Below are 22,727 nucleotides of genomic sequence, written 5' to 3' on the forward strand. Positions count from 1 at the left end.
TCCGTAAAGTTGGCGTAAACCTCGAAGCGACTGGTATCGGTCAGTTCGGCGCGAAGAGCATGGAGGCGGGGGCCGGGCCAGGCGAGGCGGCCGTCATTTTCTCGGATAGCACGGCGCGCAGGGCGAGGCCGTCGAGGCCCGGGTGCTCCCGGGTGGCGCGCAGCAGGATCTCGCCGGCCAGCGCACGCAGCTGTTCGACCGAGGCCCGCATGCGTGTCCGAAACGCTTCGTCGTCGAGCCGGTCGTTGAGGCTGCGGTTGAGTTCGGCAAACCACGGCAGCGCGGCCTGGTCCAGCATCACGGCCGAATTGCGCTTCGCGCTCACGGCCGACCATGCGCGCAGGAAGTCCTGCACCGCGAAGTTGAGCCGCTGGCAATGCTGGAGCTCGTCGCGCAGGCTGCCCAGCAGCGCGAGGTCGGTCAGCCGCTGCTGGAAGAAGATCTGCGAAAGCACGCCCCAGTAGTAGGTGTAGTCCCAGATCACCTTCACCGGCAGCACCTCCGGGTCGCCGAAGAGCGGGTACTGGTCGGTGTAGAGCGCGAGCGTGCTTTCGTAGAAGGAGTGGTAGATCTGGTCGTAGAGCTGGGCGCGCGCATCCACCGAGCGCCCGGCGCGGTCGTGCGCGATCAGGTCGGTGATGTAGGTGTTGCTCATCGCGATGAAATCGCTGCCCGGCGAATAGAAGGGGTCGAGGAAGAGCCCCGCTTCGCCGGTCAGCGCCCAGCGCCGGCCCGAGAACACCTGCTTGCAGCCGTACGAGAAGTCGCGGAAGAAGGCGAAATCCTGCAGCAGATGGCGCTTGCCGTCGAGTTCGTCGAAAAGGCGCGGCTGCCAGGTCCGGAACCACTCCATCGCCTTGTCGAAGCTGTCGATGGTTTCCATCGGATGCAGCCGCGGGTCGGCCACGATGCCGACCGAGTGCGAACCCGAGGCCAGCGGAATCAGCCAGACCCAGTAGCCGGCGCCGACCAGGTGGTTGGTCGAGAGCCACCGCGCCTGCGGCTCGCAGCGCGCTCGCCACTCGGCGTTGTCGGACCAGTCGTCGATGGTGATGCGCTCGCCGATGCGGAACCACACGGCATTGCAGTCGTGCGCATTGGGCTCGGCCAGCCCGAGCTTGCGCTTGAGCATGCCGGCGCGCCCGCAGGCGTCGATGAGCCAGCGCGCGTGGACGAGGTGGGTTTCGCCGTCCTGCGTCCAGTTGAGCCGGTGCGGCTCGCGCGGGTCGTCGGCCAGCTCGATCCGGCGCACCAGTGCGCTGTCGACGAAGCGCACGCCGCGGCGCGTGGCTTCCTCGGCCAGGTAGTTCTCGAAGATGCCGCGGTCGATCTGGTAGCTCGGCACCGCGAGGTAGCGGCTGGCGCCGATCTCGGTCACCTGGTCGATGTCGCGCCGGCCCTCGCTGAAGAAGAAGCGGAAGCCGAACTTGCGCAGCTGGGCGCCGTGCATGTGCGGTTTGAGGCCCAGCACCGTGTCGAAGTAGTGCGCGCCGATCTCGACCGAGGATTCGCCCACCTTGTGCGCCGCATGCGGCACCGGATGCGCGCGGCGCTCCAGCACCACGATGTCGATGTCGGCGAAGCGCCGCTTGAGCTGCAGCGCGAGCGTGAGCCCCGCCAGTCCCCCGCCCATGATCACGACATCGTGCCGGCGAAGGATGGGGTTCATGGCGGCTTCCTCAGCCCTGCGGTTCGAGCCGCAGTTGCAGCGACAGCGTGGCCGACAGCGGCAGGGCGAGCGCCTCCGGCTTGCCGCGCGCCAGGGTTTCGAACAAGGGCAGCGCGTCGGCCATCGCATTGGCCTTCAACGCGCGCGCCGCGTCGGAAGGCGGGCGTGGCGCGGCCGGCGCGCCGCTCGCGAGCGACCATTCGAAGGAGGCCACCGTGCGTTCGGTGCGCGCAGGTGCGAGCACCAGCGCCACGGCCAGCAGCTCGCGGCTGGTGACCACCGAGGCGAGCGCGCCCACGGCGGGCACGTCGAAGCCGGCCAGAAGCACCGCCTCCTGGTCGGCCGCGCACTGCGCCGCGGCCTCGAGCAGGGCGGTCGCAAAGCTGCTTTCGTAGGCCGACACCGAATTGCTCGCCGCCATGCAGCCGGTGCCGATGGTCCAGTAGCCCACCGCCGCGTTGTGCACCGAGTTGTGGAACTTGATCGGCGACAGCAGCTTGGGGTCGCTGGCGAGCGTGCTGGACATGTAGTCGTTGATGCCGAGGTCGCCGTGCGCCGAGGCGAACACGCAGGGCAGCTGCGCGGCGTCGCGGCCCGAGGCGGCGATCGCGGCCGCCGCAACCTCGAGCGCGAGCGCCACCGTGTCGGGCGCGCGCCGCCGCTCGGCCGGCGCCAGCAACTGCGGCGAAGGCCGCTTGGCCGGCGGATCGGCCGGCTGCGCCTCGCCGCGGAACACGGCGCGTGCGGTCTCCCAGCCCGGCAGGGTCGGCGCCCAGAAGGCCGGGCCTTCGATATAGAGGGTCGGCGTCTTCATGCGCGCGCCCCCTTGCCGAACACCAGCGAGCAGTTGTTGCCGCCGAAGCCGAAGGAATTGGAGAGCGCGTAACGCACCTCGCCGTGCGCGGGCCGCAGCCTGATCTGCGGGCCGCATTCGGCATCCAGCGTGGTGGTGTTGACGGTGCCCGGCTTCAGCCCGCGTTCGATGGCCAGCAGGCTGATCACCGCCTCGACGATGCCGGCCGCGCCCAGCGTGTGGCCGGTGAAGCCCTTGGTCGAGCTCGCATGCGTGCCTGCTGGAAAGCGGCGCGCCACCAGCGCGCCCTCGACCTCGTCGTTCTTCATGCTGGCCGTGCCGTGCATGTTGATGTAGTCGATGGCGTCGGGCGCGAGGCCGGCGCGCGCCAGCGCATCGTCGAGTGCGCGCTCCGCGCCCATGCCTTCGGGATGGGGTGTGGACATGTGGTGGGCGTCGCTCGCCTCGCCGTAGCCCAGCAGTTCGAGCCTGCCGGCGCCGCGCTCGAGCAGCGCGAAGCCCGCGGCCTCGCCCAGGCTGATGCCGTTGCGAGTGGCGTCGAAGGGCCGGCAGGGCTCGGGCGAGACCAGCTCGAGCGAATTGAAGCCGAACAGCACGCTGCCGCACAGCGTGTCCACGCCGCCGACCACGGCCGCGTCGACCAGGCCCAGGCGGATCAGCCGCTCGGCCGAAGCGAAGACCTTGGCGCTCGACGAACAGGCGGTCGAAATGGTCTCGGCCGGGCCTTCGAGCCCGAGCGCCTGCTGCACGAACATCGCGAGCGAATGGGGCGTGTGGACCAGGGGCCGCCGTTGATCGGCCGGGAAGCCGCCGTCGGCGTCGAGCTGCGTGTAGGCCAGTTCGGTCTCGCCGATGCTCGAGGTGGAGGTGCCGAGCACCAGCGCGATGCGCGCCGCGCCGTAGCGCTCGCGCGCCGCCGCCACCGCTTCGATAAAGCCGTCGGCCTGCAAGCCGAGCCAGGCCAGGCGGTTGTTGCGGCAATCCCAGCCGGCCAGGTCTTCGGGCAGCCGGAGCGATTCGAGCCCGTCGACGCGGCCGATCCAGGTCGGAAGCGGCGTGGCGCCGAAATCGTTGGCGCGCAGGCCGCTCTTCGATTGTTCGAGGGCGGCTACGAGGGCTTCCTTGCCGATGCCGACGGCCGAGGTCGCGGTGTAGGCGCTGATCTGAAGAGGAGGAATGCAGGAGGGCACGGTGCTGGGGAAAGGGGTGGGATGGACGTGGCGCAAGACTACCAGTTGGTTGCCGGATCGCGATGTCGGTCAATCCCCCGGCTCAAGGCGCGCCGTTGAGGTGCGCCTGGGCGGCGGCGGCGAGCTTCGGGTCGAAGGTGGCGAGCGGCGCCCGGAGCTCGGCCGCGAGCCACAGGTAGGCGGCGTCATAGACCGAGGTCTGGTAGCGCTGCGCCAGCTCGTATTGCGCGGCGATGTCGACCGGGTGCAACTGGATGTCGTAGGCGTGGTAGTCGGCCAGCGCGAGCGCGACGGAGTCCGCAGGCCAGTCCTGCCGCAGCTTCTTGAGCGCGACGCTCGCAATCTCGTGATCGAGCAGGTTCGGCGCGCGCAGGCTGTGGCCGACCAGGCGCGCCAGCGCGGCATCGCGCATCGGCTCGTCGAACAGCACGGCGCTGAGCGCGCTGCAGTCGACCACCATCGGCGGCCGGATCAGGTAGGGCACCGGCGGTTCGGCGGCGCGGGGAGCGGGGGCCGGCGCCCTCACCGGACGTCCCGTTCGGTGCGAATGATGTCGACCGCGTCGGGGCCGTGGGCGATGGGCTGCGGGAAGCGGGCGCGGTGCTCGGCCGCGATCTGTTCGATGGACTTGCTCGCGCGCTGAAAGGCGTGGGAGGGCACGGGCTTCGGCTCCCCGGCGGCCTGTTCGATGATGGCCATCAGCTCGCCCTGCAGCGAGCGGTGGTTGCGTGCGGCGCGTAGCCGCAGGCGCTCGGCGATATCGTCAGGAACGCCTTTGATCGACAGATTGGCCATGCGAATGCCTCCGAAATGGAGTCATTATGGCGCCGATTTGAAGGCTCGAGAGGCCAGCGCCACCAGTAGCAGCACCGGCGCACCCAGCGCCGCGGTGCCGATGAAGAAGGCGCCGTAGCCGTAGTGGTCGACGAAGACGCCCGAGTAGCCGGCAATGAACTTGGGCAAGAGCAGCATCAGCGAGCTGAACAGCGCGTACTGCGTGGCCGAGTAGCTGATGTTGGTCAGGCTCGACAGGTAGGCAATGAAGGCGGCCGATGCAATGCCGCCGGCCAGGTTGTCGGCCGAGACCACCAGCACCAGGCCGGTGAGGTCGTGCCCGCGCGTTCCTAGCCAGGCGAACAGCAGGTTGCTCGCGGCGCTCAGCACCGCGCCCAGCATCAGCACGCGCATCACGCCGAAGCGCATCGACAGCACGCCGCCGACGAAGGCGCCGGCCAGCGTCATCACCACGCCGTAGATCTTGCTGACCGTCGCCACCTCGTCCTTGGTGAAACCCATGTCGACGTAGAAGGGGTTGGCCATGATGCCCATCACCACGTCGCTGATGCGGTAGACCGCGATCAGCGCGAGGATCAGCGCGGCCTGCCACTTGTAGCGGCGGATGAAGTCGGCAAAGGGCTCGATCAGCACGCTTTGCAGCCACTCGGCCGCGTTCTTCGCCTTCGGCAGCGCCACGCGCACCGGCTCGGGCGACAGCAGCACCGTGATCACGCCCACCGCCATCGAAGCCGCCATCACGAGGTAGGCGGCTTTCCAGGCCGCATTCTGGTAGCCCGCACTGCCAGCGATCTCGGCCCAGGCCGCGATCCACAGCACGCCGGCGCCGGCCCAGATCATCGCGAGCCGGTAGCCGGTCTGGTAGGCCGCCGCCAGCGCGGCCTGCTTGCGCGTGGCGGCCGATTCGATGCGGAAGGCGTCGAGCGCGATGTCCTGCGTGGCCGAGCCGAAAGCCACCAGCAGCGCGCACCAGACGAGCGGCGCGAGCCCGGCGCGCGGGTCGTTGAAAGCCATGCCGACGATGCCGGCGATCACCGTCGCCTGCGCCAGCAGCAGCCAGCCGCGGCGGCGCCCGAGCAGCGTGGTCAGCGGCGGGATCGGCAGCCGGTCCACCAGCGGCGCCCACACCCACTTGAAGCCATAGGCCAGGCCGACCCAGCTCAGGTAGCCGATGGTGGTGCGGTCGATGCCCGCCTCGCGCAGCCGGAAGCTCAGCGTGCCCAGCACCAGCAGCAGAGGCAGGCCCGCCGAGAAGCCCAGCGCGAGCATGCGCAGCGTGGCCGGTTCGAGATAAACCTTGAGCGCGTCGCGCCAAGGCAGGGCAGGAGAGGCTTCGTCAGCCGGGGGTGCGGACATGAATGAGGGTCTTTGGGGCTCTCTTATTATTCCCGCATGTGTTTGCGCTGCACTTCTCGCTCCGGAACCTGGCAAGCCCGCCGCGCATTTCTGCTGGCTGCGGGCGCGGCCGCGGTGACGCCGGCGCTCGCGCAGGTCGAGGTCGGCAAGTCCTCGGTGGCGCGCAACCTGGTGCCGGCCGAGAACGTCGAGCAGGCCGGCGTGCAGCAATACGGCGAGCTGATGGCGCAGGCCAGGGCCAAGGGCGCGCTGGCCGGCGAGGGCAATGCTCAGCTGCAGCGCCTGCACGCCATCTCGGCACGCATCATCCCGTTCGCGGCGCAATGGAACGAGCGCGCCGCGCGCTGGAAGTGGGAGCTCAATCTGATCGGCAGCAAGCAGATCAACGCCTTCTGCATGCCGGGCGGCAAGATCGCCTTCTTCACTGGCATCCTCGACCAGCTCAAGCTCAGCGACGACGAGGTCGCGATCGTGATGGGCCACGAGATGGCGCATGCGCTGCGCGAGCATGCGCGCGCCCGCCTGGCCAAGAGCGCGGGCACGGGCGCCGCGCTGTCGATCACGGCCCAGCTGCTGGGCCTCGGGCAGGCCGGCGACCTTGCGGCGCGGGCCGGCACGCAACTGCTCACGCTCAAGTTCAGCCGCAGCGACGAGACCGATGCCGACCTGGTCGGGCTCGAACTCGCCGCGCGCGCCGGCTACGACCCGAAGGCTTCGATCTCGCTGTGGAACAAGATGGCGCAGGCCTCGAAGAACCAGGGCGGGCTGAACTTTCTCTCGACGCACCCGAGCGGGCCAGACCGCATCGCCAAGCTCGAGGCCAACGTGCCCAAGGTCGAAGGGCTCTACCGCGCGGCGAAGCGCGGCTGAGCTGTCTTCGAGCTATTCCACCGGATAGGGGCCGTCCGCGAAGACGGTCGCGTGGTAGCCCTTGGAGCCGATCGCCTGCGCCAGCGCGCTGCGATGGTCGCCACCGGTGCGCAGGCGTTCGATGACCGCCTGGAAGTCGTGGCGCGGTTGCCAGCCGAGCTCGGCGCGTGCGCGATCGTTGACGTAGACGCGGTCGATCTCCGGGAACATGCGCCACCCGCGCCGCGCGTACTCGGCCTCGAATTGCGGCACGTGGCGTGCCACCACCGCGGGCAGGTCGGTGCGCAGCGTCGGCAAGTCCTCGCGCGTGAAGGGCGAGCTCGCGCTGATGATGTAGCGGCCGAAGCCGATCCCGGCCGCGCGGTCGATGGCGAGAAGGTGCGCCTCGACCACGTCCTCCACGTCGACCCGGCGATGCAGGAACTCGTTGACCTTCGCGTTCGCGTCCTCGTAGCGCTCGCGAACATGCCGCTGGTCATCCTCCTCGGGAAAGAAGCGCGAGGTCCGCAGCACGATGCAGGGCAGCCCCTGCTGGCGCTGGAACAGCTCGCACAGGTCCTCGGCCGCGACCTTGGTGGCGCCGTAGATGTTCTTCGGCACCGGCGCCACGTCCTCGGTGACCCAGGCCGCCGGCGCGCCCGGCGGCGGCGTCAGCGCACGGCCGAAGGCGCTGGTGGTGCTGGTGAAGACGAAGGCGCCGACGCCTGCGGCCACCGCTTCTTCCAGCAGGTTCAGCGTGCCCGTGATGTTGGTGTCGACGAAGTCCTGGCGGCTGTGCGTGGCCACGTGGGGCTTGTGCAGTGTCGCGGTGTGGAGCACGGCATCGACGCCCCGCATGCAGCGGGCCACGAGGGCGCGGTCCGCGATCGAACCGACATGGCGTGTGTACGGCGACGCCAGCGCGTCGATGCCGACTGCCTCGTGCGTCGTGGCCTGCAGGCTGCGCATGAGCGCCTCGCCGAGGTGGCCGGAACTGCCGGTCACGAGAATCTTCACGGTAGACCTTTCATGAGTGCTTGCTCGGATGATGATGTCCGGATATGGCCGGGCAAGTGCACCGCGCTTCGCGATCATCGCTGCGTCATTACAACGAAAGCGAGCCGATCCATGACCGACGCAGAGATCCAGGATTTCATCACCCAATTCGCCGCCGCATGGGCCACGAGGGATGGCGAGGCCTTTCTCGCGCTCTGGCATCCGGACGGGGTGCTGCGCACGCCGCTGGTCGATCGCCCCATTGCCGGCAACGAGCTCGGGCGCCTGAACGACGTGCAGCGGGAGGCCGCGCCCGACCTCGTCTGGCAGCTCCTGGACTGGAGCTCGCGCGGCGACATCGTGATCATCGAATGGCAGTGCACGCGCCAAGTCGGCGGCAAGCGCTTCGACTGGCGCGGTGTCGACAAGTTTCGGCTGAGGGACGGCAAGATCGCCGAGGAGCGCGTCTACATGGACACCGCGCTGCTGCGCGCGCTGCGCTCCGGCGTCGACCCGGAGCCGATCAGGCAGGCCGCCGGCCAGGGCGTTGCGTTCGAGCCGCTGTCCGTGCTCTGAAGCTGCGCCTTGCAGGATCAGGCAAGAAGCGCGGGCGAATCGGCTACCGCCTCATGCTCCCTCGTTCCTAGACTTCGTTCCACTCCCCCGCAGCCAAGGAACGCAACATGTCAGGAATCGAAGGAAAAGTCGTCGCCATCACCGGCGCGAGCAGCGGCATCGGCGAAGCCACCGCCAGGCTCCTGGCACAGCGCGGCGCGCGCGTGCTGCTCGGGGCCCGCCGCATCGGCCGGCTGAATGCGCTCGTCAATGAGATCGTCGAAGCCGGCGGTTCGGCGCGCTACCAGGCGCTCGACGTCACGCGGCGCGCCAGCATGCAGTGTTTCATCGACGAGGCGACCGAGGCTTTCGGCCGCGTCGACGTGATCGTCAACAACGCCGGACTCAAGGTCGACGAGTGGGACCGCATGCTCGACGTCAACGTGCGCGGCGTGCTGCACGGCATCGCCGCCGGCCTGCCGCGCATGCGCGCGCAGGGCTGCGGGCAGTTCGTCTATTGCGCCTCCAGGTTCGCGGTGCACGCGATCTCCGAACGGCTGCGCCAGGAGGCGGGCGGCGACATCCGCGTCACCGTGATCTCGCCGGGCGTGACCGAGTCGCCCACGGCCATCGCGCGTGCCATCGCCTTTGCGATCGAGCAGCCGGAGGACGTGGACGCCAGCGAAATCATCGCGCGCCCGACGGCGAGCCCCCACTGAAAAGGAGCCCGACCATGCACAGCCATCTGCTTTTGCTCGGCCTCGCCATGGGCGTCATGACGGCGCCGCCCGCCGACGCGCAACGCGCCCCCGACTCGATTCAAGGACCCAAGGCAATGACGACCACCAACAACCGATCGAACGACCAGAACGCCTACGCCGGCATGTGGGTGACCAAGGACGACTACATCCGCCACGAGCTCCTGCCCGGCGGACGCTACGACGAGGCGCGCGGCAATCGCAAGAGCGCCTATCAGGGCCGCTATGTGCTCGCCGGCGATCACATCGACTACGTGGACGACACCGGCTTCACCGCCGACGGCGAGTTCCGTGACGGCGTGCTCTACCACGCGGGCATGGTGCTGTACCGCGAGCACAAGCGCTAGCCCAACCGGGACAGCGGCCTTGCGCCGCATTCCGCTGGCACGCCACTTGCATCTCGTCTTGTACACAAGACAGGATGCTTGATGATGGTGCATGAAATTGCCTCGCTTCGCGGCGAGGCGCCAGAGCCGGTGAACGAGTGGGCCGCGCAGGCATGGATCGCGCGGCTCAACCGGCCGCTGGCCGGCGCACCCGCCGGCCCGCTCGCCGGCCTGCGCTTCGCCGCCAAGGACAACATCGACGCCGCCGGCATGCCGACCACGGCGGCCTGTCCGGCCTTCGCCTATACGCCGGCCACCCACGCGCATGTGGTGCAGCGGCTGCTCGATGCCGGTGCAAGCCTCGCCGGCAAGACCAATCTCGACCAGTTCGCCTGCGGCCTGAACGGCACCCGTTCGCCCTATGGCGCCGTGCCCAACAGCTTCGATGCGCGCTACGTGTCGGGCGGCTCGAGCTCCGGCTCGGCCTACGTGGTCGCCACCGGCCAGGTCGACTTCGCCCTGGGCACGGACACCGCGGGCTCGGGCCGGGTGCCAGCCGGGCTCAACAACATCGTCGGCATCAAGCCCTCGCGCGGCCTGATCAGCGCGCGCGGTGTGGTGCCGGCGGCGCAGAGCGTCGATTGCGTGTCGATCTTCGCAAGGACCGTGGGCCTGGCCGCGCGCGTGCTGCAGGCGGCGATGGGCTTCGATGCCGAAGATCCCTATTCGCGCGAGTTGAAGCTCGCCGCCGAACCCTTGCCCGCGCGCTTGCGCTTCGGCCTGCCCTCGGCGCCGCGCTTCTTCGGCGATGCGCTGTCGGCGGTCGCCTTCGAACGCGCCGTCGCGCAGATGCAGGCCCTGGGCGGAACGCCGGTGGCGATCGACTACGCGCCGCTGGCCGAAGCCGCCGCGCTGCTCTACGACAGCGCGCTGGTCGCCGAGCGCTATGCCGCCGTCCGCGGCTTCTTCGACGCGCATGAAAGCGAAGTGATCGAGCCGGTGCGCGGCATCCTGGCCGCGGGCCGGCGCTACAGCGCGGCCGACTTCGTCGATGCGCGCGCGAAGCTGCACGCACTCGGCCAGCGCGCGGCCGCGATGTGGCGCGACATCGACGTGCTGTTGGTGCCCACCGCGCCCGCGCACTACACGACCGACGCGATGCAGGCCGCGCCGGTGGCGCTCAACCGCAACCTGGGCGAATACACCAACTTCGTGAACCTGCTCGACTATGCGGCGATCTCGGTGCCGAGCAGCCTGCGCGAGGACGGCCTGCCCTTCGGCATCACGCTGATCGGCCGCTCGGGCAGCGACTTCCAGCTGGCCGAACTGGGCCAGCGCTTCCACCACGCCACCGGCCTGCCGCTGGGCGCGACCGGTGCGCCGCTGCCCGCGCCCGAGGCGCTGCCGCTGATCGCGGCCGAGCCCATGGTCAGGCTCGCGGTGGTCGGCGCACACCTGTCGGGCATGCCGCTGAACGGCCAGCTGACGGAGCGCGGCGCCACGCTCGTGGCGCAGACGGCGACCGCGCCGCACTACCGCCTCTACGCCTTGCCCGGCACGGTGCCGCCCAAGCCCGGACTGGTGCGCGTGCCGGGCACGAAAGGTGCGGCGATCGCGGTCGAGGTGTGGCAGATGCCGCTCGCGCACTACGGCTCCTTCGTGTCGCTGATTCCGGCGCCGCTCGGCATCGGCACCCTGGCGCTGGCCGACGGCAGCAGCGTGCAGGGCTTTCTCTGCGAAGGGCTGGCGCTCGAAGGCGCCGAAGACATTACGCATCTGGGCGGCTGGCGCCGCTACATCGAGTCCCGCAAGGCAACGACAAGGAGTGTTCCATGAGCATCGTCAACTCGATACCCGCCGCGTCGCGCCGACGTGTGCTGCAAGCCGGCGCCGCGGGCATCGCCGCGCTCGCCGCACCCTCGCTGGTGCTGGCCCAGGCCGCGCCGAAGATCCGCATCGGCTATTGGCCGGTGGCGGCGGGCCTGCCCTTCTTCGCGGCCATCGATCGCGGCTACTTCAAGGAAGCCGGCCTCGAGGTCGAGCCGCTCAAGTTCGCCGGCGCGCAGCAGGTGATGGAAGCGATGCTCTCGGGCCGCTCCGACGGCAGCTCCAACGGCACCGGCTCGGCCAACCTCGCCATCGGCGAGATCGCGCAGCCCGGCCTGTTCAAGATCTTCTGCACCAACCCGAGCAACGCCAAGTTCGTGCTCGACGAGTTCATCGTCGCCAAGGACAGCCCGATCAAGACCATGGCCGAGCTCAAGGGCAAGAAGGTCGCCTCCGGTCCCGGCATCCAGAACATGACCTTGTGCAAGACGATGCTGGAGCGCGCCGGCGCCACCGGCGCGATGGTCTCCGAACTGCCGATCGGCCAGCACGTCGCATCGCTGGTCGCAGGCCAGGTCGATGCCTGCTACACACTGGAGCCCACGGGCACGGTCGGCCGCATGAACGGCACCACGCGCATGATCGAGGCCGGCGTCGTCGCCAAGTACATCCTCGGCGATCCGATGGCGCCGTGGCATGGCGGCGCCGCCAGCCTGACCACCGAATTCATCAAGAAGAATCCCGAAGCAGCAAAGAAATTCATCGCCGCCTACGCGCGCGGCGTCGAGCTTGTGCGCACCAAGCCCGGGGACGCGCGGCAACACATGAAGGGCTACACCGCGATCGAGGGTGCGCTCACGGCCGAGGTGCCGCTGGCTTCGTACATGCTCTACAACGAGTTCAAGCCCAGCGACGTCGCCTACTTCCAGAAGTTCTACGACCTGTTCACCGAGAAAGGCATCTTCGAGAAGAAGGTGCCGGTGGACGGCTTGCTCTACAAGGGCTGATCATGGCCACCACGAGCACCAGCCCCGCGGCTGCCACGCCATGGACCGCCGGCGCCGCGGCCGCTGCCGCGCCGAAGAAGTCGTCATGGAGCAAGTGGTTGCCCGCCATCGGCCCCATCGTGCTGTTCATCCTCTGGGACCTGGTGGTGCGGCTCGGCTTCATCAAGCCGATCCTGCTGCCGACGCCGGCCGACACCATCGCGGCGCTGGTCACCGGCCTGGCGGGCGGCCCGCTGCTGATGGATTTCGCGGTCACGGTCTGGCGCACGCTGCAGGCCTTCCTGATCGCAGCGGCCATCGGCGTGCCGCTGGGCGTCTTGCTCGGCAGCAACGAGAAGGCCTATCGCAGCGTCGAGTTCCTGATCGACTTCTTCCGCTCCACGCCGTCGTCGGCGCTGATCCCGCTGTTCCTCCTGATTTTCGGCGTGTCCGACGTCAACAAGGTGGCCATCGCGGCCTTCGGCGCGCTGCTGATCGTGGTGTTCAACAGCGCCTACGGCGTGATCAACGCGCGCAAGCAGCGCGTGATGGCAGCGCGCGTGATGGGCGCCTCGCGCTGGCAGATCTTCAAGGACGTGCTGGTGTGGGAGAGCCTGCAGCCTTCTTTCGTCGGCCTGCGCTCGGCAGTCTCGATGGCGTTGGTGATCGTGATCGTGGCCGAGATGTTCATCGGTTCCGACAACGGCCTGGGCCACCGCATCATCGATGCGCAGCAGGTGCTCAACGTCAAGAGCATGTACGCGGCGATCCTCGCGGCGGGCGCGCTGGGCTATGCGCTCAACATCCTTTTCCTCTTGGCCGAGCGCCGCATCGTGCACTGGAGCGGAAGATGAGAGCTGCCACCGACACCGTCATCAACGGCCCGGTGTACGCCGATGTGCCGAAGCCCGTCTTCGCGCCCGGCCCCGCCGGCACGCACATCACCATCCGCGGCCTCACCAAGTACTTCGCAGGCTGGCCGCTGTACGAGAACTTCGACCTCGACATTCCAAAACACAAGATCGTCTCGGTCTTCGGGCCCAACGGCTGCGGCAAGTCGACCCTGATCAACATGATCGCGGGGCTGATTCCGATCGATTCGGGCGAGATCCTGTTCGACGGCAAGTCGCTGAAAGACACCAAGATTGGCTACGTGTTCCAGAACTACCGCGAAGCGATGTTCCCGTGGATGCGCACCATCGACAACATCGCCTACCCGCTCAAGCTCGAAGGCCGCTCCAAGGCCGAGGTCGACCGGCGCATGGCGGAACTGGTCGCTTCCTTCGACGTCAAGTTCGATCTGCACCGCTATCCGTACGAGCTCTCGGGCGGCCAGCAGCAGACGGCCTCGATCATGCGCGCGCTGGCGCCGAATCCCGAGGTGCTGTTCCTCGACGAGCCCTTCTCCGCGCTCGACTTCGAGATGACGCTCTTCATCCGCGAGAAACTGCAGGAAGTCTTCATGCAGACCGGCACCACGATGCTGCTGGTCTCGCACGACCTGGAAGAGGCGGTGTACCTGGCCGACCAGGTGCTGCTGCTGACCAAGCGGCCGACGAAAGTGGCAGAGATCCTCGACTACGCGGACGCGCGCCCGCGCACGCTGGAGACGCTGAGCGCGCCGAGTTTCATCAGCACCAAGAAGCTGAGCCTCGAGATCTTCCAACGCGAGGTGAGACGATGACGCCCAGGCAGATCGAGGCTTACGTCGATGCCGCGGCGGCCGCGCTCGATCTGAAGCTGCGGCCCGACCATCGCGCCGGCGTGCTGCGCTACTTCGCGCTCGCGGCCGAATTCGCGGAGGTGGTGGAGGCCGTGCCGCTGGACCCGCACGCAGAACCGGCCGTCCACTTCTCGCCGGTCGTCCCCCCGGAGCCCGGCGCATGACACCCGCCGCCCTGCTGCTGCAGGATGCCGCCGTGATGGCGCAGGCGGTGCGCTCGGGCGCGGTGAGCGCGGTCGCGCTGGCGCAGGCCAGCCTGGACCGCATCGCCGCGACCGACGGCCGCGTCAACGCCTTCACCGAGGTGGTCCGCGAGCGCGCGCTGCGCCGCGCCGGCCAGGTCGATGCCTCGCTGGCCTCCGCGCACGGCGTGCGCACGCGCGAGCTGCCGCTGCTCGGCGTGCCGTTCGCGGTCAAGAACCTGTTCGACATCGCCGGCCTGCCGACACTGGCCGGCTCGAAGATCGAGCGCGACCGCATGCCCGCTCGCAGCGACGCGACGCTGGTGCGCCGCCTCGAAAGCGCCGGCGCGGTGCTGGTCGGCGCGCTCAACATGGACGAGTACGCCTACGGCTTCACGACCGAGAACAGCCATGTCGGCGCGACCCACAACCCGCATGACCTCGACCGCATCGCCGGCGGCTCCTCCGGCGGCTCCGGCGCCGCGGTGGCGGCCGGCCAGGTGGCGCTCGCGCTCGGCTCCGACACCAACGGCTCGATCCGCGTTCCCGCTTCGCTCAACGGCGTGTTCGGGCTCAAGCCCACATTCGGCCGGCTGCCGCGCACCGGCAGCTATCCCTTCGTCTCGAGCCTGGACCACCTCGGGCCCTTTGCACGTTCGGTGCGCGACCTGGCACTGGCCTACGACGCCATGCAGGGACCGGAACGACTGGCGCCGCGCGACCCCGGCTGCGCCCAGCGCGCCGTGGAGCCGGTCGCCAACCTGCTGTCGCGCGGCGTGCAGGGCCTGCGCGTCGGTGTGCTCGGCGGCTGGTTCCGGCAGCGCGCACAGCCCGAGGCGCTCGCCGCGGTCGACGCCGTGGCCCAGGCACTGGGCGCGAGCCGCACCGTCGAGCTGCCGATGGTCGAGGCCGGGCGCGCCGCCGCTTTCCTGATCACCAACTCGGAAGGCGCAGCGCTGCACCTGAGCGATCTGCGCACGCGCGCGCAGGACTTCGAGCCGCTCTCGCGCGACCGTTTCCTGGCCGGCGCGCTGCTGCCGGCCGCCTGGGTGGCGCGCGCGCAGCGCGTGCGGCGCCTCTATGCCGAGCAGGCGGCGCGGGTGTTCGAGCGCTTCGACATCCTGCTCGCCGCGGCCACGCCCTGCGCCGCCACGCCCATCGGCGCCGAATGGTTCGAGCTCAACGGCCAGCGCGTGCAGGTGCGGCCCAACATGGGCGTGCTGACCCAGCCCATCTCGTGCATCGGCCTGCCGGTGTGCGCCGTGCCGGTGTGGGGTGCGCACGCGAGCCTGCCGATCGGCGTTCAGGTGATCGCCGCGCCCTGGCGCGAAGACCTGGTGCTGCGCGTGGCCGCCGCGCTCGAATCGGCCGGCGTGGTGCAGTCGCCCGTCGCCACCCTCTCGTGAAGAACGACACGATGACGCCCGAGATCAACCTCCCCGACGTGCTGGCCGAAGTGACGGCCGCCTTCGCGCGCTACGAAGACGCGCTGGTCCACAACAAGGTCGAGGTGCTCGACGAACTGTTCTGGAACAGCCCGCACACGCTGCGCTACGGCGCGACCGAGAACCTCTACGGCTACGAAGAAATCCAGGCCTTCCGCGCCGCGCGGCCCTCGCAGGGCTTGGCACGCGACGTGCTGCGCACCGCGATCACCACCTATGGCCGCGACTTCGCCACCGCCAACATCGAGTTCCGCCGCGAAGGCAGCGCGAAGACGGGACGCCAGAGCCAGACCTGGATGCGCACCGACCAGGGCTGGCGCGTGGTGGCCGCGCACGTGAGCCTGCTTGCCTGATCAATCCCTCCCAGTCCCCACCCACTTCCAGGAGCAACCATGAGCCAGTTCAACCGCCGCGATTCCCTCAAGTCCCTCGCCGCACTTGCCTCCGCCACCACGCTCGGCGGCTGGAACGCGCTGGCGAGCGCGCAGAAGCCGCTGACCGTGGGCGTGATCTACGTCGGCCCGCGCGACGACTACGGCTACAACCAGGCGCATGCGCAGGCCGCGGCCGAGCTCAAGAAGATGCCCGGCATCAAGCTGGTGGAAGAAGAGAACGTGCCCGAGACCGCGGCCGTGCAGAAGACCATGACCGGCATGATCGCGCAGGACGGCGCCAAGCTGCTGTTCCCCACCTCCTTCGGCTACTTCGATCCGCACATCCTGGCCGTGGCACCGAAGAACCCCGACGTGCGCTTCTCGCACTGCGGCGGCCTCTGGTCCGAAGGCAAGCATCCGAAGAACGCCGGCAGCTTCTTCGGCTACATCGACGAGTGCCAGTACTTGAACGGCGTGATCGCCGGCCACATGACCAAGAGCAACAAGATCGCCTTCGTCGCGGCCAAGCCCATTCCGCAGGTGCTGCGCAACATCAATGCCTTCACCATGGGCGCGCGCTCGGTCAAGCCCGGCATCACCTGCAGCGTGATCTTCACCGGCGACTGGTCGATGGCCGTCAAGGAAGCCGAGGCCACCAACAGCCTGGCCGACCAGGGCTGCGATGTCTTCACGATGCACGTCGACGGCCCCAAGGTGGTGGTCGAGACCGCGGCCAAGCGCGGCAAGATGGTCTGCGGCTACCACGCGAGCCAGGCCAAGCTGGCGCCCAACGCCTACCTCACCGGCGCCGAGTGGAACTGGCTCACGGCCTACAAGACCATCATCGAAGCGGCGCAGGCCGGCAAGCCGCATCCCAACTTCCTGCGCGGCGGCTTGAAGGAGGGCTACGTGAAGACCTCGACCTACGGTCCGATGGTGAGCGACGCGGCGAAGAAGAATGCCGACGAGATCAAGGGCAAGATGATCGCGGGCAGCTTCGACATCTTCCAGGGTGGGTTGAAGGACAACAAGGGCGTGGTCGTCATTCCCGCCGGCAAGGCGCTCAAGCAGACCGACCTCGAGCTCGAGAAGATGAACTACCTCGTGGAAGGCGTGGTCGGCTCGATCGGCTGAAATGTGTGCCCCCCGGCTTTTCACTCGCTGCGCTCGTGTAACTCCACCCCCCGAGGGGGAGGCCCGGCCGCCCTGGGGCGGCCCGGCGGCGGCCGGCAACCTGCATCAATGATCATGCCCAACGCCTTGAAAGAAGCCGCCCTCCCGGCGTTCGCCATCGCGGCGGCGCTGCTGCTGTTCGGCGTTTTCGTCTGGTTCGCCGGCGTGAGTCCGCTGGAGGTCTGGGTCATCCTCTTCAAGGGCGCCTTCGGCGACTGGTTCTCGTGGCAGAACACCTTGCAGCGCGCCGCGCCGCTGATGCTCACCGCGCTGTGCGTCGCGATCCCCGCGCGCGCCGGCCTGGTCGTGATCGGCGGCGAGGGCGCGCTGGTGCTGGGCGGCCTGGCCTGCGCGGCCTTGCCTTATGCGCTGCCGCTGCCGGGCAATGCGATCGGCACCGTAGCCCTGTGCCTCGCCGGCGCGCTGGCCGGTGCGCTGTGGATCGCGCTGGCCGGCTGGTTGCGCCAGTACCGCGGCATCAACGAAACCATCAGCAGCCTGCTCTTGGCCTATGTCGCCATCGGGCTTTTCAAGCATTGGGTCGAGGGCGCGCTGCGCGATCCTGCCAGCCTCAACAAGCCGGCCACGCGCTCGCTCGCGGAGGGGCTGGCCATCGGCGGCATCGGCGGCTCGGACGTGCATTGGGGGCTCGCGATCGGCATCGTGGCCTGCCTGGCCTCGGGGCTGTGGCTGCGCGCCACGGCCTCGGGCTTTGCGGTTCGGGTGGTGGGCGGCAATCCGCGCACCGCGCAGCTGGTCGGGCTGCCCGCGAACCGGCTGATCCTCGCCGCTTGCGGCCTCGGCGGCGCCTGTGCCGGCGTGGCCGGCGCGGTCGAAGTCGCGGCGGTTCACACCAACGCCAATGCCTCGCTGATCGCGGGCTACGGCTATGCCGGCATCCTGGTGTCCTTCATTGCGCGCCACAACCCGGTGGCCGTGATTCCGGTGGCGATCTTGTTCGGCGGCTTCGGCGCCGCGGGCAGCCTGCTGCAGCGGCGGCTCGGCCTGCCCGATGCGTCGGTGCTGGTGCTGCAGGGCATCGCCTTCGTGCTGATTCTTGCGAGCGAGGGGCTGCGCATGGTCGACTGGAAGACGCTGCTCAAGAACCGCATGCCGCGTCCCGCCGAGCCGCAGATGCGCAAGGAGCCGGTATGACCGCCGACCAATGGATCGCACTTGTGGCCGGCATCGTCGGCGGCGCCTTGCGCGTCGGCGCACCTTTTCTCTTCGTGAGCCTCGGCGAATGCCTGACCGAGAAATCGGGCCGCATCAACCTCGGCCTCGAAGGCGTGCTCGTGCTGTCGGCCATGGCCTCCTTCGGCGGCGCCTGGCTCACCGGCTCGGCCTGGCTCGGCGTGCTGATCGGCGCCGCGGCCGGTGCGCTGCTGGCGCTGCTGCATGGCCTCTTGTGCTCGCTCGACCGCGTCAACGACGTTGCGACCGGCATTGCGCTGATGCTGTTCGGCACCGGGCTCGCGTTTTACCTCGGCAAGCCGCTGATCCAGCCGCAGGCGCCGCAGCTGCCGGCGATTCCGCTCGGCGACTGGAGCGACAACCCGGTGGTGCGCTCGGCGCTGCAGGTCAACGCTCTGGTGCCGATCGGCATCGCGCTCGCGCTGCTGCTGTGGTGGGCTTTTGCGCGCACGCGCATCGGCTTGCTGGTGCGCATGGCGGGCGACTCGGCCAATGCAACGCGTGCGCTCGGCTATTCGGTCGCGGGGCTGCGCATCGCGGCCACCACGGCGGGCGGCTTTATCGCCGGGCTCGGTGGAGCCTCGCTCACGCTCTTCTATCCGGGCAGCTGGAACGAGGGCATCTCGAGCGGGCAGGGGCTGATCGCAGTGGCGCTGGTCATCTTCGCTCGCTGGAGTCCGCTGCGCTGCATCGGCGCGGCGCTGCTCTTCGGCGGTGCCGGTGCCATCGGGCCGGCGCTGCAATCGATCGGCGTGGGCTGGGGCTACCACCTCTTCAACACGGTGCCCTATGTGCTGACGCTGGTGATCCTGGTGCTGACCTGCAAGCCGGGCGGCGTGGCGGCAGGCAGTCCCGGCGAGCTGTCGTCGACCCGCTGAGAAAGGAACCAAGCGATGAGCGGTCTGGGTGGTCTCAACAAATCGGAGAACGGCGTCGTGCTCGGGCTGGTGCAGCTGCAGCTGCCGGTCGTCAAGACCAAGGCCGATCTCGCGGCGCAGACGCAGCGCATCTGCGAGCTGGTGGCCAAGGCGCGGCGCAACCAGGGGACCATGGACCTGGTGGTGTTCCCGGAATACGCGCTGCACGGCCTTTCGATGGACACCGCGCCCGAGATCATGTGTTCGCTCGACGGGCCCGAGGTGGCGGCCTTCAAGAAGGCCTGCATCGACAACAGGATCTGGGGCTGCTTCTCGATCATGGAAGCCAACCCCGGCGGCAATCCCTACAACAGCGGCCTGATCATCGACGACCAGGGCGCCCTGCGCCTCTACTACCGCAAGATGCATCCGTGGGTGCCGGTCGAGCCCTGGGAGCCCGGCAACATCGGCGTGCCGGTGTGCGACGGGCCCAAGGGCAGCAAGCTGGCCCTGATCATCTGCCACGACGGCATGCTGCCCGAGATGGCGCGCGAGGCCGCGTACAAGGGCGCCGAGATCATCGTCCGCACAGCGGGCTACACGGCGCCGATCCGCCATGCCTGGCGCATCACCAACCAGGCCAACGCCTTTTGCAATCTCGCGTACACCGCGAGCGTCTGCATGTGCGGCAGCGACGGCACCTTCGACTCGATGGGCGAGGGCATGTTCTGCAACTTCGACGGCACCGTGCTGGTGGAGGGCGGCGGGCGGCCCGACGAGATCATCACCGCCGAGCTCCGGCCCGACCTGGCGCGCGAGGCCCGCACCGGCTGGGGCGTGGAGAACAACATCTACCAGCTCTACCACCGCGGCTACGTCGCGGTGAAAGGCGGCGCACAGGACTGCCCCTACACCTACATGCAGGACATGGCGGCCGGCCGCTACAAGCTGCCGTGGAGCGATGAGGTGAAAGTGAAGGACGGCAGCGGCTTCGGCTTCGAGCCGCCGGAGCGCAGCTACAAGGGACCGGAGGCCTTATGAACGAACGCTACGTCGCGGCCGAGCCCTATCGCTGGCCCTACAACGGCGCACTGCGGCCCGACAACACCGCGCTGATCGTGATCGACATGCAGACCGATTTCTGCGGCGAGGGCGGATACGTCGACGTGATGGGCTACGACCTGTCGCTCGTGCAGGCGCCGATCGCGCCGATCGCGCGCACGCTGGCGCGCCTGCGGCCACTCGGCTTCCACATCATCCACACGCGGGAAGGCCATCGCCCCGACCTGGCCGACCTGCCGGCCAACAAGCGCTGGCGCTCGCGCCAGATCGGCGCCGGCGGCGTGGGCATCGGCGACGACGGCCCCTGCGGCCGCATCCTGGTGCGCGGCGAGCCGGGCTGGGAGATCATTCCCGCGCTTGCGCCGATCGAGGGCGAGGTGGTGATCGACAAGCCCGGCAAGGGTTCCTTCTACGCCACCGATCTCGAGCTGGTGCTGCGCACGCGCGGCATCGAGAACCTGATCCTGGCCGGCATCACGACCGACGTGTGCGTGCACACGACGATGCGCGACGCCAACGACCGCGGCTTCGAATGCCTGCTGCTGTCGGACTGCACGGCCGCGACTGACCATGGCAACCATCTCGCAGCCTTGAAGATGATCACGATGCAGGGCGGCGTGTTCGGCGCGCATGCGCATTCGGGCGCGCTGCTCGATGCGTTGGCTTCGATGTGAGGCAGAACATGGCCGATGCCTCACTTCAACCCATCGGCGCGCTGCCGGCCGCCACCGGCGCGCTCGCGCTCGACACCTACCAGCTGACCAAGCGCTTCGGCAGCTTCACCGCGATGGACAGCGTCACGATGCGGGTCGAGCCCGGCACGGTGCATGCGCTGCTGGGCGAGAACGGCGCCGGCAAGAGCACGCTGGTCAAGTGCGTGGCGGGCTACCAGCGCGCAGAGGAGGGCAGCATCCTGATCGATGGGCGCGAGCAGGAGATCGCCAACCCGGTGGTGGCGCGCGCGCTCGGCATCGGCATGGTCTACCAGCACTTCACGCTGGCGCCCGGCATGACGGTGGCCGAGAACCTGTTGCTGGCCGGCGGCAAGACGCCGGCCTTGATCGACTGGAAACGCAAGCGCGCCGAGCTCGAGGCCTTTCTGGCCACCACGCCCTTCAGCCTCCACCTCGACCGGCGGCCCTCCGAGCTCGCGGCCGGCGAGAAGCAGAAGCTGGAGCTCCTGAAGCAGCTCTACCTGAAGCCGCGCCTCCTGATCCTCGACGAGCCGACCTCGGTACTGACCCCGCAGGAGGCCGACGAGGTGCTGGGCCATGTGCGCGATTTCGCGCAGAGCGGCCTGTGCACCGTGCTCATCATCACGCACAAGTTCCGCGAGGTGATGGCCTATGCCGACAGCGTGACGGTGCTGCGGCGCGGGAAAGCCGTGCATCACTGCCGCGTGGCCGACACCGACCCTCGCCGGCTGGCCGCCGCGATGATGGGCGAAGGCGAGGCTCCGCCGCCCGAGAGCGACACCGCAGCGCCGGTCGGCCGGGCGCTGCATGCGATGAAGGAGACGGCGGCGGACGCGCCCATCGCCTTGCAGGTCGAGGGCCTGCAGGCGCAGGGCGACCGCGGCACGCTGGCCGTGCACGACCTGAGCCTCGCCGTGCGCGCGGGCGAGATCCTCGGCGTGGCCGGCGTCTCGGGCAACGGCCAGCGCGAGCTGGTCGAGGCGCTGGTCGGCCAGCGCCCGCGGCTCGCAGGCCGCGTGACCGTGATGGGCGAGCCCTACGCCGCACGGCGCGAGGAGAACCGGCGCCTGAAGCTGCGCAGCCTGCCCGAGGAGCCCTTGCGCAACGCCTGCGTCGGCGATCTCAGCGTGGCGGAGAACATGGCGCTGCGCGACTTCGACCAGCCGCCGCTGGCGCGCGGCGGCGTGTTGAATTTTCCGGCCTGGCGCAGCCGGGCGCGCGAGTGGATTGCCGAGTACGGTGTGAAGACCCAGGGCGAGGGCGCGCCGATCCGCAGTCTCTCGGGCGGCAATGTGCAGCGCGCCGTACTGGCCCGCGAGCTGGCCGGCGACATCAACGTGCTGATTGCCGCCAATCCCGTGTTCGGGCTGGACTTCGCCGCCGTGCGGGAGATCCACGGCCGCATCGTGCAGGTGCGGCAGAAGGGCGGCGGCGTGCTGCTCATCAGCGAAGACCTCGACGAGCTGCTGGAACTGGCAGACCGGATCGTCGTGATGAGCGAAGGACGGATCGTGTTCGAAACCTCCGCGGCTTCTGCGGAGCGGCATGTGTTGGGAGCGCATATGGGTGGGGGGCATCACGCATGAGTGCGGTCTTGCTCTTGCTCCCTCCCCCTTTGGGGGAGGGTTGGGGCGGGGGCCCTTGGGCCTTTGAACCGTCGCTGTTCCTTGCTGGGGCCTGGAGCCGGGTCTCGCCCCGGCGGGCGACTCACTTTCTTTTGCTTCGCCAAAAGAAAGTAAGCAAAGAAAAGGCGACCCCACTGTGCGTGTCCCCTGCGCTTCGCTCCGGGGCAACCTGCGGTGCTCGCTTCAGGCGGCCGAGCGAAGCGAATGCCTCAGGCTCTGGTGCCCAACCAAGCGCAACGCTCAAACAAGGGCCCAGCGCCCCCACCCCAACCCTCC

At 69.1% G+C, this 22,727-nt stretch carries 24 protein-coding genes; 17 read left to right on the top strand and 7 right to left on the bottom strand.

Annotated features, from left to right (window positions below; genetic code table 11):
- Nucleotides 1-40: 40 nt before the first annotated feature.
- From ACSQ86_RS01790 to ACSQ86_RS01815, 6 genes are all read right to left on the bottom strand, one after another.
- The gene (locus ACSQ86_RS01790; protein WP_436308393.1) at nucleotides 41-1,669 is read right to left on the bottom strand and encodes an NAD(P)/FAD-dependent oxidoreductase; all 1,629 of its coding nucleotides are present in this window, start codon (nucleotides 1,667-1,669) and stop codon (nucleotides 41-43) included.
- A gap of 10 nt (nucleotides 1,670-1,679) precedes the next feature.
- On the bottom strand, nucleotides 1,680-2,483 hold the full coding sequence (locus ACSQ86_RS01795; RefSeq protein ID WP_436308394.1) for a beta-ketoacyl synthase chain length factor: 804 nt from the start codon (nucleotides 2,481-2,483) through the stop codon (nucleotides 1,680-1,682).
- On the bottom strand, nucleotides 2,480-3,673 hold the full coding sequence (locus ACSQ86_RS01800) for a beta-ketoacyl-[acyl-carrier-protein] synthase family protein (protein ID WP_436310246.1): 1,194 nt from the start codon (nucleotides 3,671-3,673) through the stop codon (nucleotides 2,480-2,482). Before ACSQ86_RS01800 ends, ACSQ86_RS01795 begins: the two co-directional genes overlap by 4 nt.
- Nucleotides 3,674-3,755: 82 nt before the next feature.
- Nucleotides 3,756-4,157 carry a type II toxin-antitoxin system VapC family toxin gene (locus tag ACSQ86_RS01805; RefSeq protein WP_436308395.1) on the bottom strand — a complete coding sequence of 134 codons (402 nt, stop codon included), beginning with the start codon at nucleotides 4,155-4,157 and terminating at the stop codon, nucleotides 3,756-3,758.
- Between the two features lie 38 nt (nucleotides 4,158-4,195).
- Nucleotides 4,196-4,468, bottom strand: a complete 273-nt coding sequence (locus ACSQ86_RS01810) for a FitA-like ribbon-helix-helix domain-containing protein (RefSeq protein ID WP_436308396.1) — start codon at nucleotides 4,466-4,468, stop codon at nucleotides 4,196-4,198.
- A 24-nt stretch (nucleotides 4,469-4,492) separates the two neighbouring features.
- On the bottom strand, nucleotides 4,493-5,824 hold the full coding sequence (locus ACSQ86_RS01815; RefSeq protein ID WP_436308397.1) for an AmpG family muropeptide MFS transporter: 1,332 nt from the start codon (nucleotides 5,822-5,824) through the stop codon (nucleotides 4,493-4,495).
- Nucleotides 5,825-5,860: 36 nt separating this feature from the next.
- Here ACSQ86_RS01815 and ACSQ86_RS01820 point away from each other — a divergent pair, with 36 nt between their 5' ends.
- Nucleotides 5,861-6,694, top strand: coding sequence for a M48 family metallopeptidase (locus ACSQ86_RS01820; protein ID WP_093104275.1), 834 nt, complete (start codon nucleotides 5,861-5,863; stop codon nucleotides 6,692-6,694).
- A 12-nt stretch (nucleotides 6,695-6,706) separates the two neighbouring features.
- On the opposite strand, the gene ACSQ86_RS01825 is transcribed toward ACSQ86_RS01820, so the two are convergent.
- Entirely contained in the window at nucleotides 6,707-7,690 is a 984-nt protein-coding gene (locus ACSQ86_RS01825) for an NAD-dependent epimerase/dehydratase family protein (protein ID WP_436308398.1), read from the bottom strand.
- 111 nt (nucleotides 7,691-7,801) lie between these two features.
- Here ACSQ86_RS01825 and ACSQ86_RS01830 point away from each other — a divergent pair, with 111 nt between their 5' ends.
- From ACSQ86_RS01830 to ACSQ86_RS01905, 16 genes are all read left to right on the top strand, one after another.
- The gene (locus ACSQ86_RS01830) at nucleotides 7,802-8,245 is read left to right on the top strand and encodes a nuclear transport factor 2 family protein (protein ID WP_436302481.1); all 444 of its coding nucleotides are present in this window, start codon (nucleotides 7,802-7,804) and stop codon (nucleotides 8,243-8,245) included.
- 107 nt (nucleotides 8,246-8,352) lie between these two features.
- Complete coding sequence (locus ACSQ86_RS01835) at nucleotides 8,353-8,943, top strand: SDR family oxidoreductase (RefSeq protein ID WP_436308399.1); 591 nt, start codon at nucleotides 8,353-8,355, stop codon at nucleotides 8,941-8,943.
- A 14-nt stretch (nucleotides 8,944-8,957) separates the two neighbouring features.
- Entirely contained in the window at nucleotides 8,958-9,329 is a 372-nt protein-coding gene (locus tag ACSQ86_RS01840) for an Atu4866 domain-containing protein (RefSeq protein ID WP_436308400.1), read from the top strand.
- Between the two features lie 81 nt (nucleotides 9,330-9,410).
- Nucleotides 9,411-11,144: an allophanate hydrolase gene (gene atzF, locus ACSQ86_RS01845; RefSeq protein WP_436308401.1), complete on the top strand. Its 1,734-nt coding sequence runs from the start codon at nucleotides 9,411-9,413 to the stop codon at nucleotides 11,142-11,144.
- Nucleotides 11,141-12,142, top strand: a complete 1,002-nt coding sequence (locus ACSQ86_RS01850; RefSeq protein ID WP_436302485.1) for an ABC transporter substrate-binding protein — start codon at nucleotides 11,141-11,143, stop codon at nucleotides 12,140-12,142. Before atzF ends, ACSQ86_RS01850 begins: the two co-directional genes overlap by 4 nt.
- A gap of 2 nt (nucleotides 12,143-12,144) precedes the next feature.
- On the top strand, nucleotides 12,145-12,975 hold the full coding sequence (locus ACSQ86_RS01855; protein WP_093104268.1) for an ABC transporter permease: 831 nt from the start codon (nucleotides 12,145-12,147) through the stop codon (nucleotides 12,973-12,975).
- The gene (locus tag ACSQ86_RS01860) at nucleotides 12,972-13,805 is read left to right on the top strand and encodes an ABC transporter ATP-binding protein (protein WP_436302488.1); all 834 of its coding nucleotides are present in this window, start codon (nucleotides 12,972-12,974) and stop codon (nucleotides 13,803-13,805) included. The genes ACSQ86_RS01855 and ACSQ86_RS01860 overlap by 4 nt, the downstream gene beginning before the upstream one ends.
- The gene (locus ACSQ86_RS01865) at nucleotides 13,802-14,008 is read left to right on the top strand and encodes an AtzG-like protein (protein WP_436292376.1); all 207 of its coding nucleotides are present in this window, start codon (nucleotides 13,802-13,804) and stop codon (nucleotides 14,006-14,008) included. The genes ACSQ86_RS01860 and ACSQ86_RS01865 overlap by 4 nt, the downstream gene beginning before the upstream one ends.
- Nucleotides 14,005-15,432: an AtzE family amidohydrolase gene (locus tag ACSQ86_RS01870; RefSeq protein ID WP_436302489.1), complete on the top strand. Its 1,428-nt coding sequence runs from the start codon at nucleotides 14,005-14,007 to the stop codon at nucleotides 15,430-15,432. Before ACSQ86_RS01865 ends, ACSQ86_RS01870 begins: the two co-directional genes overlap by 4 nt.
- Before the next feature lie 11 nt (nucleotides 15,433-15,443).
- Entirely contained in the window at nucleotides 15,444-15,824 is a 381-nt protein-coding gene (gene hpxZ, locus ACSQ86_RS01875; protein WP_436310247.1) for an oxalurate catabolism protein HpxZ, read from the top strand.
- A gap of 39 nt (nucleotides 15,825-15,863) precedes the next feature.
- Complete coding sequence (locus ACSQ86_RS01880) at nucleotides 15,864-16,979, top strand: BMP family ABC transporter substrate-binding protein (protein ID WP_436302490.1); 1,116 nt, start codon at nucleotides 15,864-15,866, stop codon at nucleotides 16,977-16,979.
- 114 nt (nucleotides 16,980-17,093) lie between these two features.
- Nucleotides 17,094-18,173, top strand: coding sequence for an ABC transporter permease (locus tag ACSQ86_RS01885; protein WP_436306237.1), 1,080 nt, complete (start codon nucleotides 17,094-17,096; stop codon nucleotides 18,171-18,173).
- Entirely contained in the window at nucleotides 18,170-19,090 is a 921-nt protein-coding gene (locus tag ACSQ86_RS01890) for an ABC transporter permease (RefSeq protein WP_436308402.1), read from the top strand. The genes ACSQ86_RS01885 and ACSQ86_RS01890 overlap by 4 nt, the downstream gene beginning before the upstream one ends.
- Nucleotides 19,091-19,105: 15 nt before the next feature.
- Nucleotides 19,106-20,110 (top strand): formamidase, encoded by a 1,005-nt coding sequence (locus ACSQ86_RS01895; RefSeq protein WP_093104257.1) that lies wholly within the window; start codon nucleotides 19,106-19,108, stop codon nucleotides 20,108-20,110.
- Nucleotides 20,107-20,805: a biuret amidohydrolase gene (gene biuH / locus ACSQ86_RS01900; RefSeq protein WP_436302492.1), complete on the top strand. Its 699-nt coding sequence runs from the start codon at nucleotides 20,107-20,109 to the stop codon at nucleotides 20,803-20,805. Before ACSQ86_RS01895 ends, biuH begins: the two co-directional genes overlap by 4 nt.
- Nucleotides 20,806-20,813: 8 nt before the next feature.
- Nucleotides 20,814-22,412, top strand: a complete 1,599-nt coding sequence (locus ACSQ86_RS01905; RefSeq protein WP_436302493.1) for an ABC transporter ATP-binding protein — start codon at nucleotides 20,814-20,816, stop codon at nucleotides 22,410-22,412.
- Nucleotides 22,413-22,727: the final 315 nt, after the last annotated feature.

This window comes from Variovorax sp. LjRoot130 (genome assembly GCF_964253755.1).
Classification (GTDB): domain Bacteria; phylum Pseudomonadota; class Gammaproteobacteria; order Burkholderiales; family Burkholderiaceae_C; genus Variovorax.

Coding starts and splice junctions, on each gene's coding strand:
- biuH (WP_436302492.1), top strand. CDS start 20,107: ATGAACGAACGCTACGTCGCGGCCGAGCCCTATCGCTGGCCCTACAAC.
- ACSQ86_RS01835 (WP_436308399.1), top strand. CDS start 8,353: ATGTCAGGAATCGAAGGAAAAGTCGTCGCCATCACCGGCGCGAGCAGC.
- ACSQ86_RS01830 (WP_436302481.1), top strand. CDS start 7,802: ATGACCGACGCAGAGATCCAGGATTTCATCACCCAATTCGCCGCCGCA.
- atzF (WP_436308401.1), top strand. CDS start 9,411: ATGATGGTGCATGAAATTGCCTCGCTTCGCGGCGAGGCGCCAGAGCCG.
- ACSQ86_RS01850 (WP_436302485.1), top strand. CDS start 11,141: ATGAGCATCGTCAACTCGATACCCGCCGCGTCGCGCCGACGTGTGCTG.
- ACSQ86_RS01795 (WP_436308394.1), bottom strand. CDS start 2,483: ATGAAGACGCCGACCCTCTATATCGAAGGCCCGGCCTTCTGGGCGCCG.
- ACSQ86_RS01860 (WP_436302488.1), top strand. CDS start 12,972: ATGAGAGCTGCCACCGACACCGTCATCAACGGCCCGGTGTACGCCGAT.
- ACSQ86_RS01820 (WP_093104275.1), top strand. CDS start 5,861: ATGTGTTTGCGCTGCACTTCTCGCTCCGGAACCTGGCAAGCCCGCCGC.
- ACSQ86_RS01840 (WP_436308400.1), top strand. CDS start 8,958: ATGCACAGCCATCTGCTTTTGCTCGGCCTCGCCATGGGCGTCATGACG.
- ACSQ86_RS01905 (WP_436302493.1), top strand. CDS start 20,814: ATGGCCGATGCCTCACTTCAACCCATCGGCGCGCTGCCGGCCGCCACC.
- ACSQ86_RS01890 (WP_436308402.1), top strand. CDS start 18,170: ATGACCGCCGACCAATGGATCGCACTTGTGGCCGGCATCGTCGGCGGC.
- ACSQ86_RS01895 (WP_093104257.1), top strand. CDS start 19,106: ATGAGCGGTCTGGGTGGTCTCAACAAATCGGAGAACGGCGTCGTGCTC.
- ACSQ86_RS01870 (WP_436302489.1), top strand. CDS start 14,005: ATGACACCCGCCGCCCTGCTGCTGCAGGATGCCGCCGTGATGGCGCAG.
- ACSQ86_RS01815 (WP_436308397.1), bottom strand. CDS start 5,824: ATGTCCGCACCCCCGGCTGACGAAGCCTCTCCTGCCCTGCCTTGGCGC.
- ACSQ86_RS01855 (WP_093104268.1), top strand. CDS start 12,145: ATGGCCACCACGAGCACCAGCCCCGCGGCTGCCACGCCATGGACCGCC.
- ACSQ86_RS01810 (WP_436308396.1), bottom strand. CDS start 4,468: ATGGCCAATCTGTCGATCAAAGGCGTTCCTGACGATATCGCCGAGCGC.
- ACSQ86_RS01885 (WP_436306237.1), top strand. CDS start 17,094: ATGCCCAACGCCTTGAAAGAAGCCGCCCTCCCGGCGTTCGCCATCGCG.
- ACSQ86_RS01880 (WP_436302490.1), top strand. CDS start 15,864: ATGAGCCAGTTCAACCGCCGCGATTCCCTCAAGTCCCTCGCCGCACTT.
- ACSQ86_RS01790 (WP_436308393.1), bottom strand. CDS start 1,669: ATGAACCCCATCCTTCGCCGGCACGATGTCGTGATCATGGGCGGGGGA.
- ACSQ86_RS01865 (WP_436292376.1), top strand. CDS start 13,802: ATGACGCCCAGGCAGATCGAGGCTTACGTCGATGCCGCGGCGGCCGCG.
- hpxZ (WP_436310247.1), top strand. CDS start 15,444: ATGACGCCCGAGATCAACCTCCCCGACGTGCTGGCCGAAGTGACGGCC.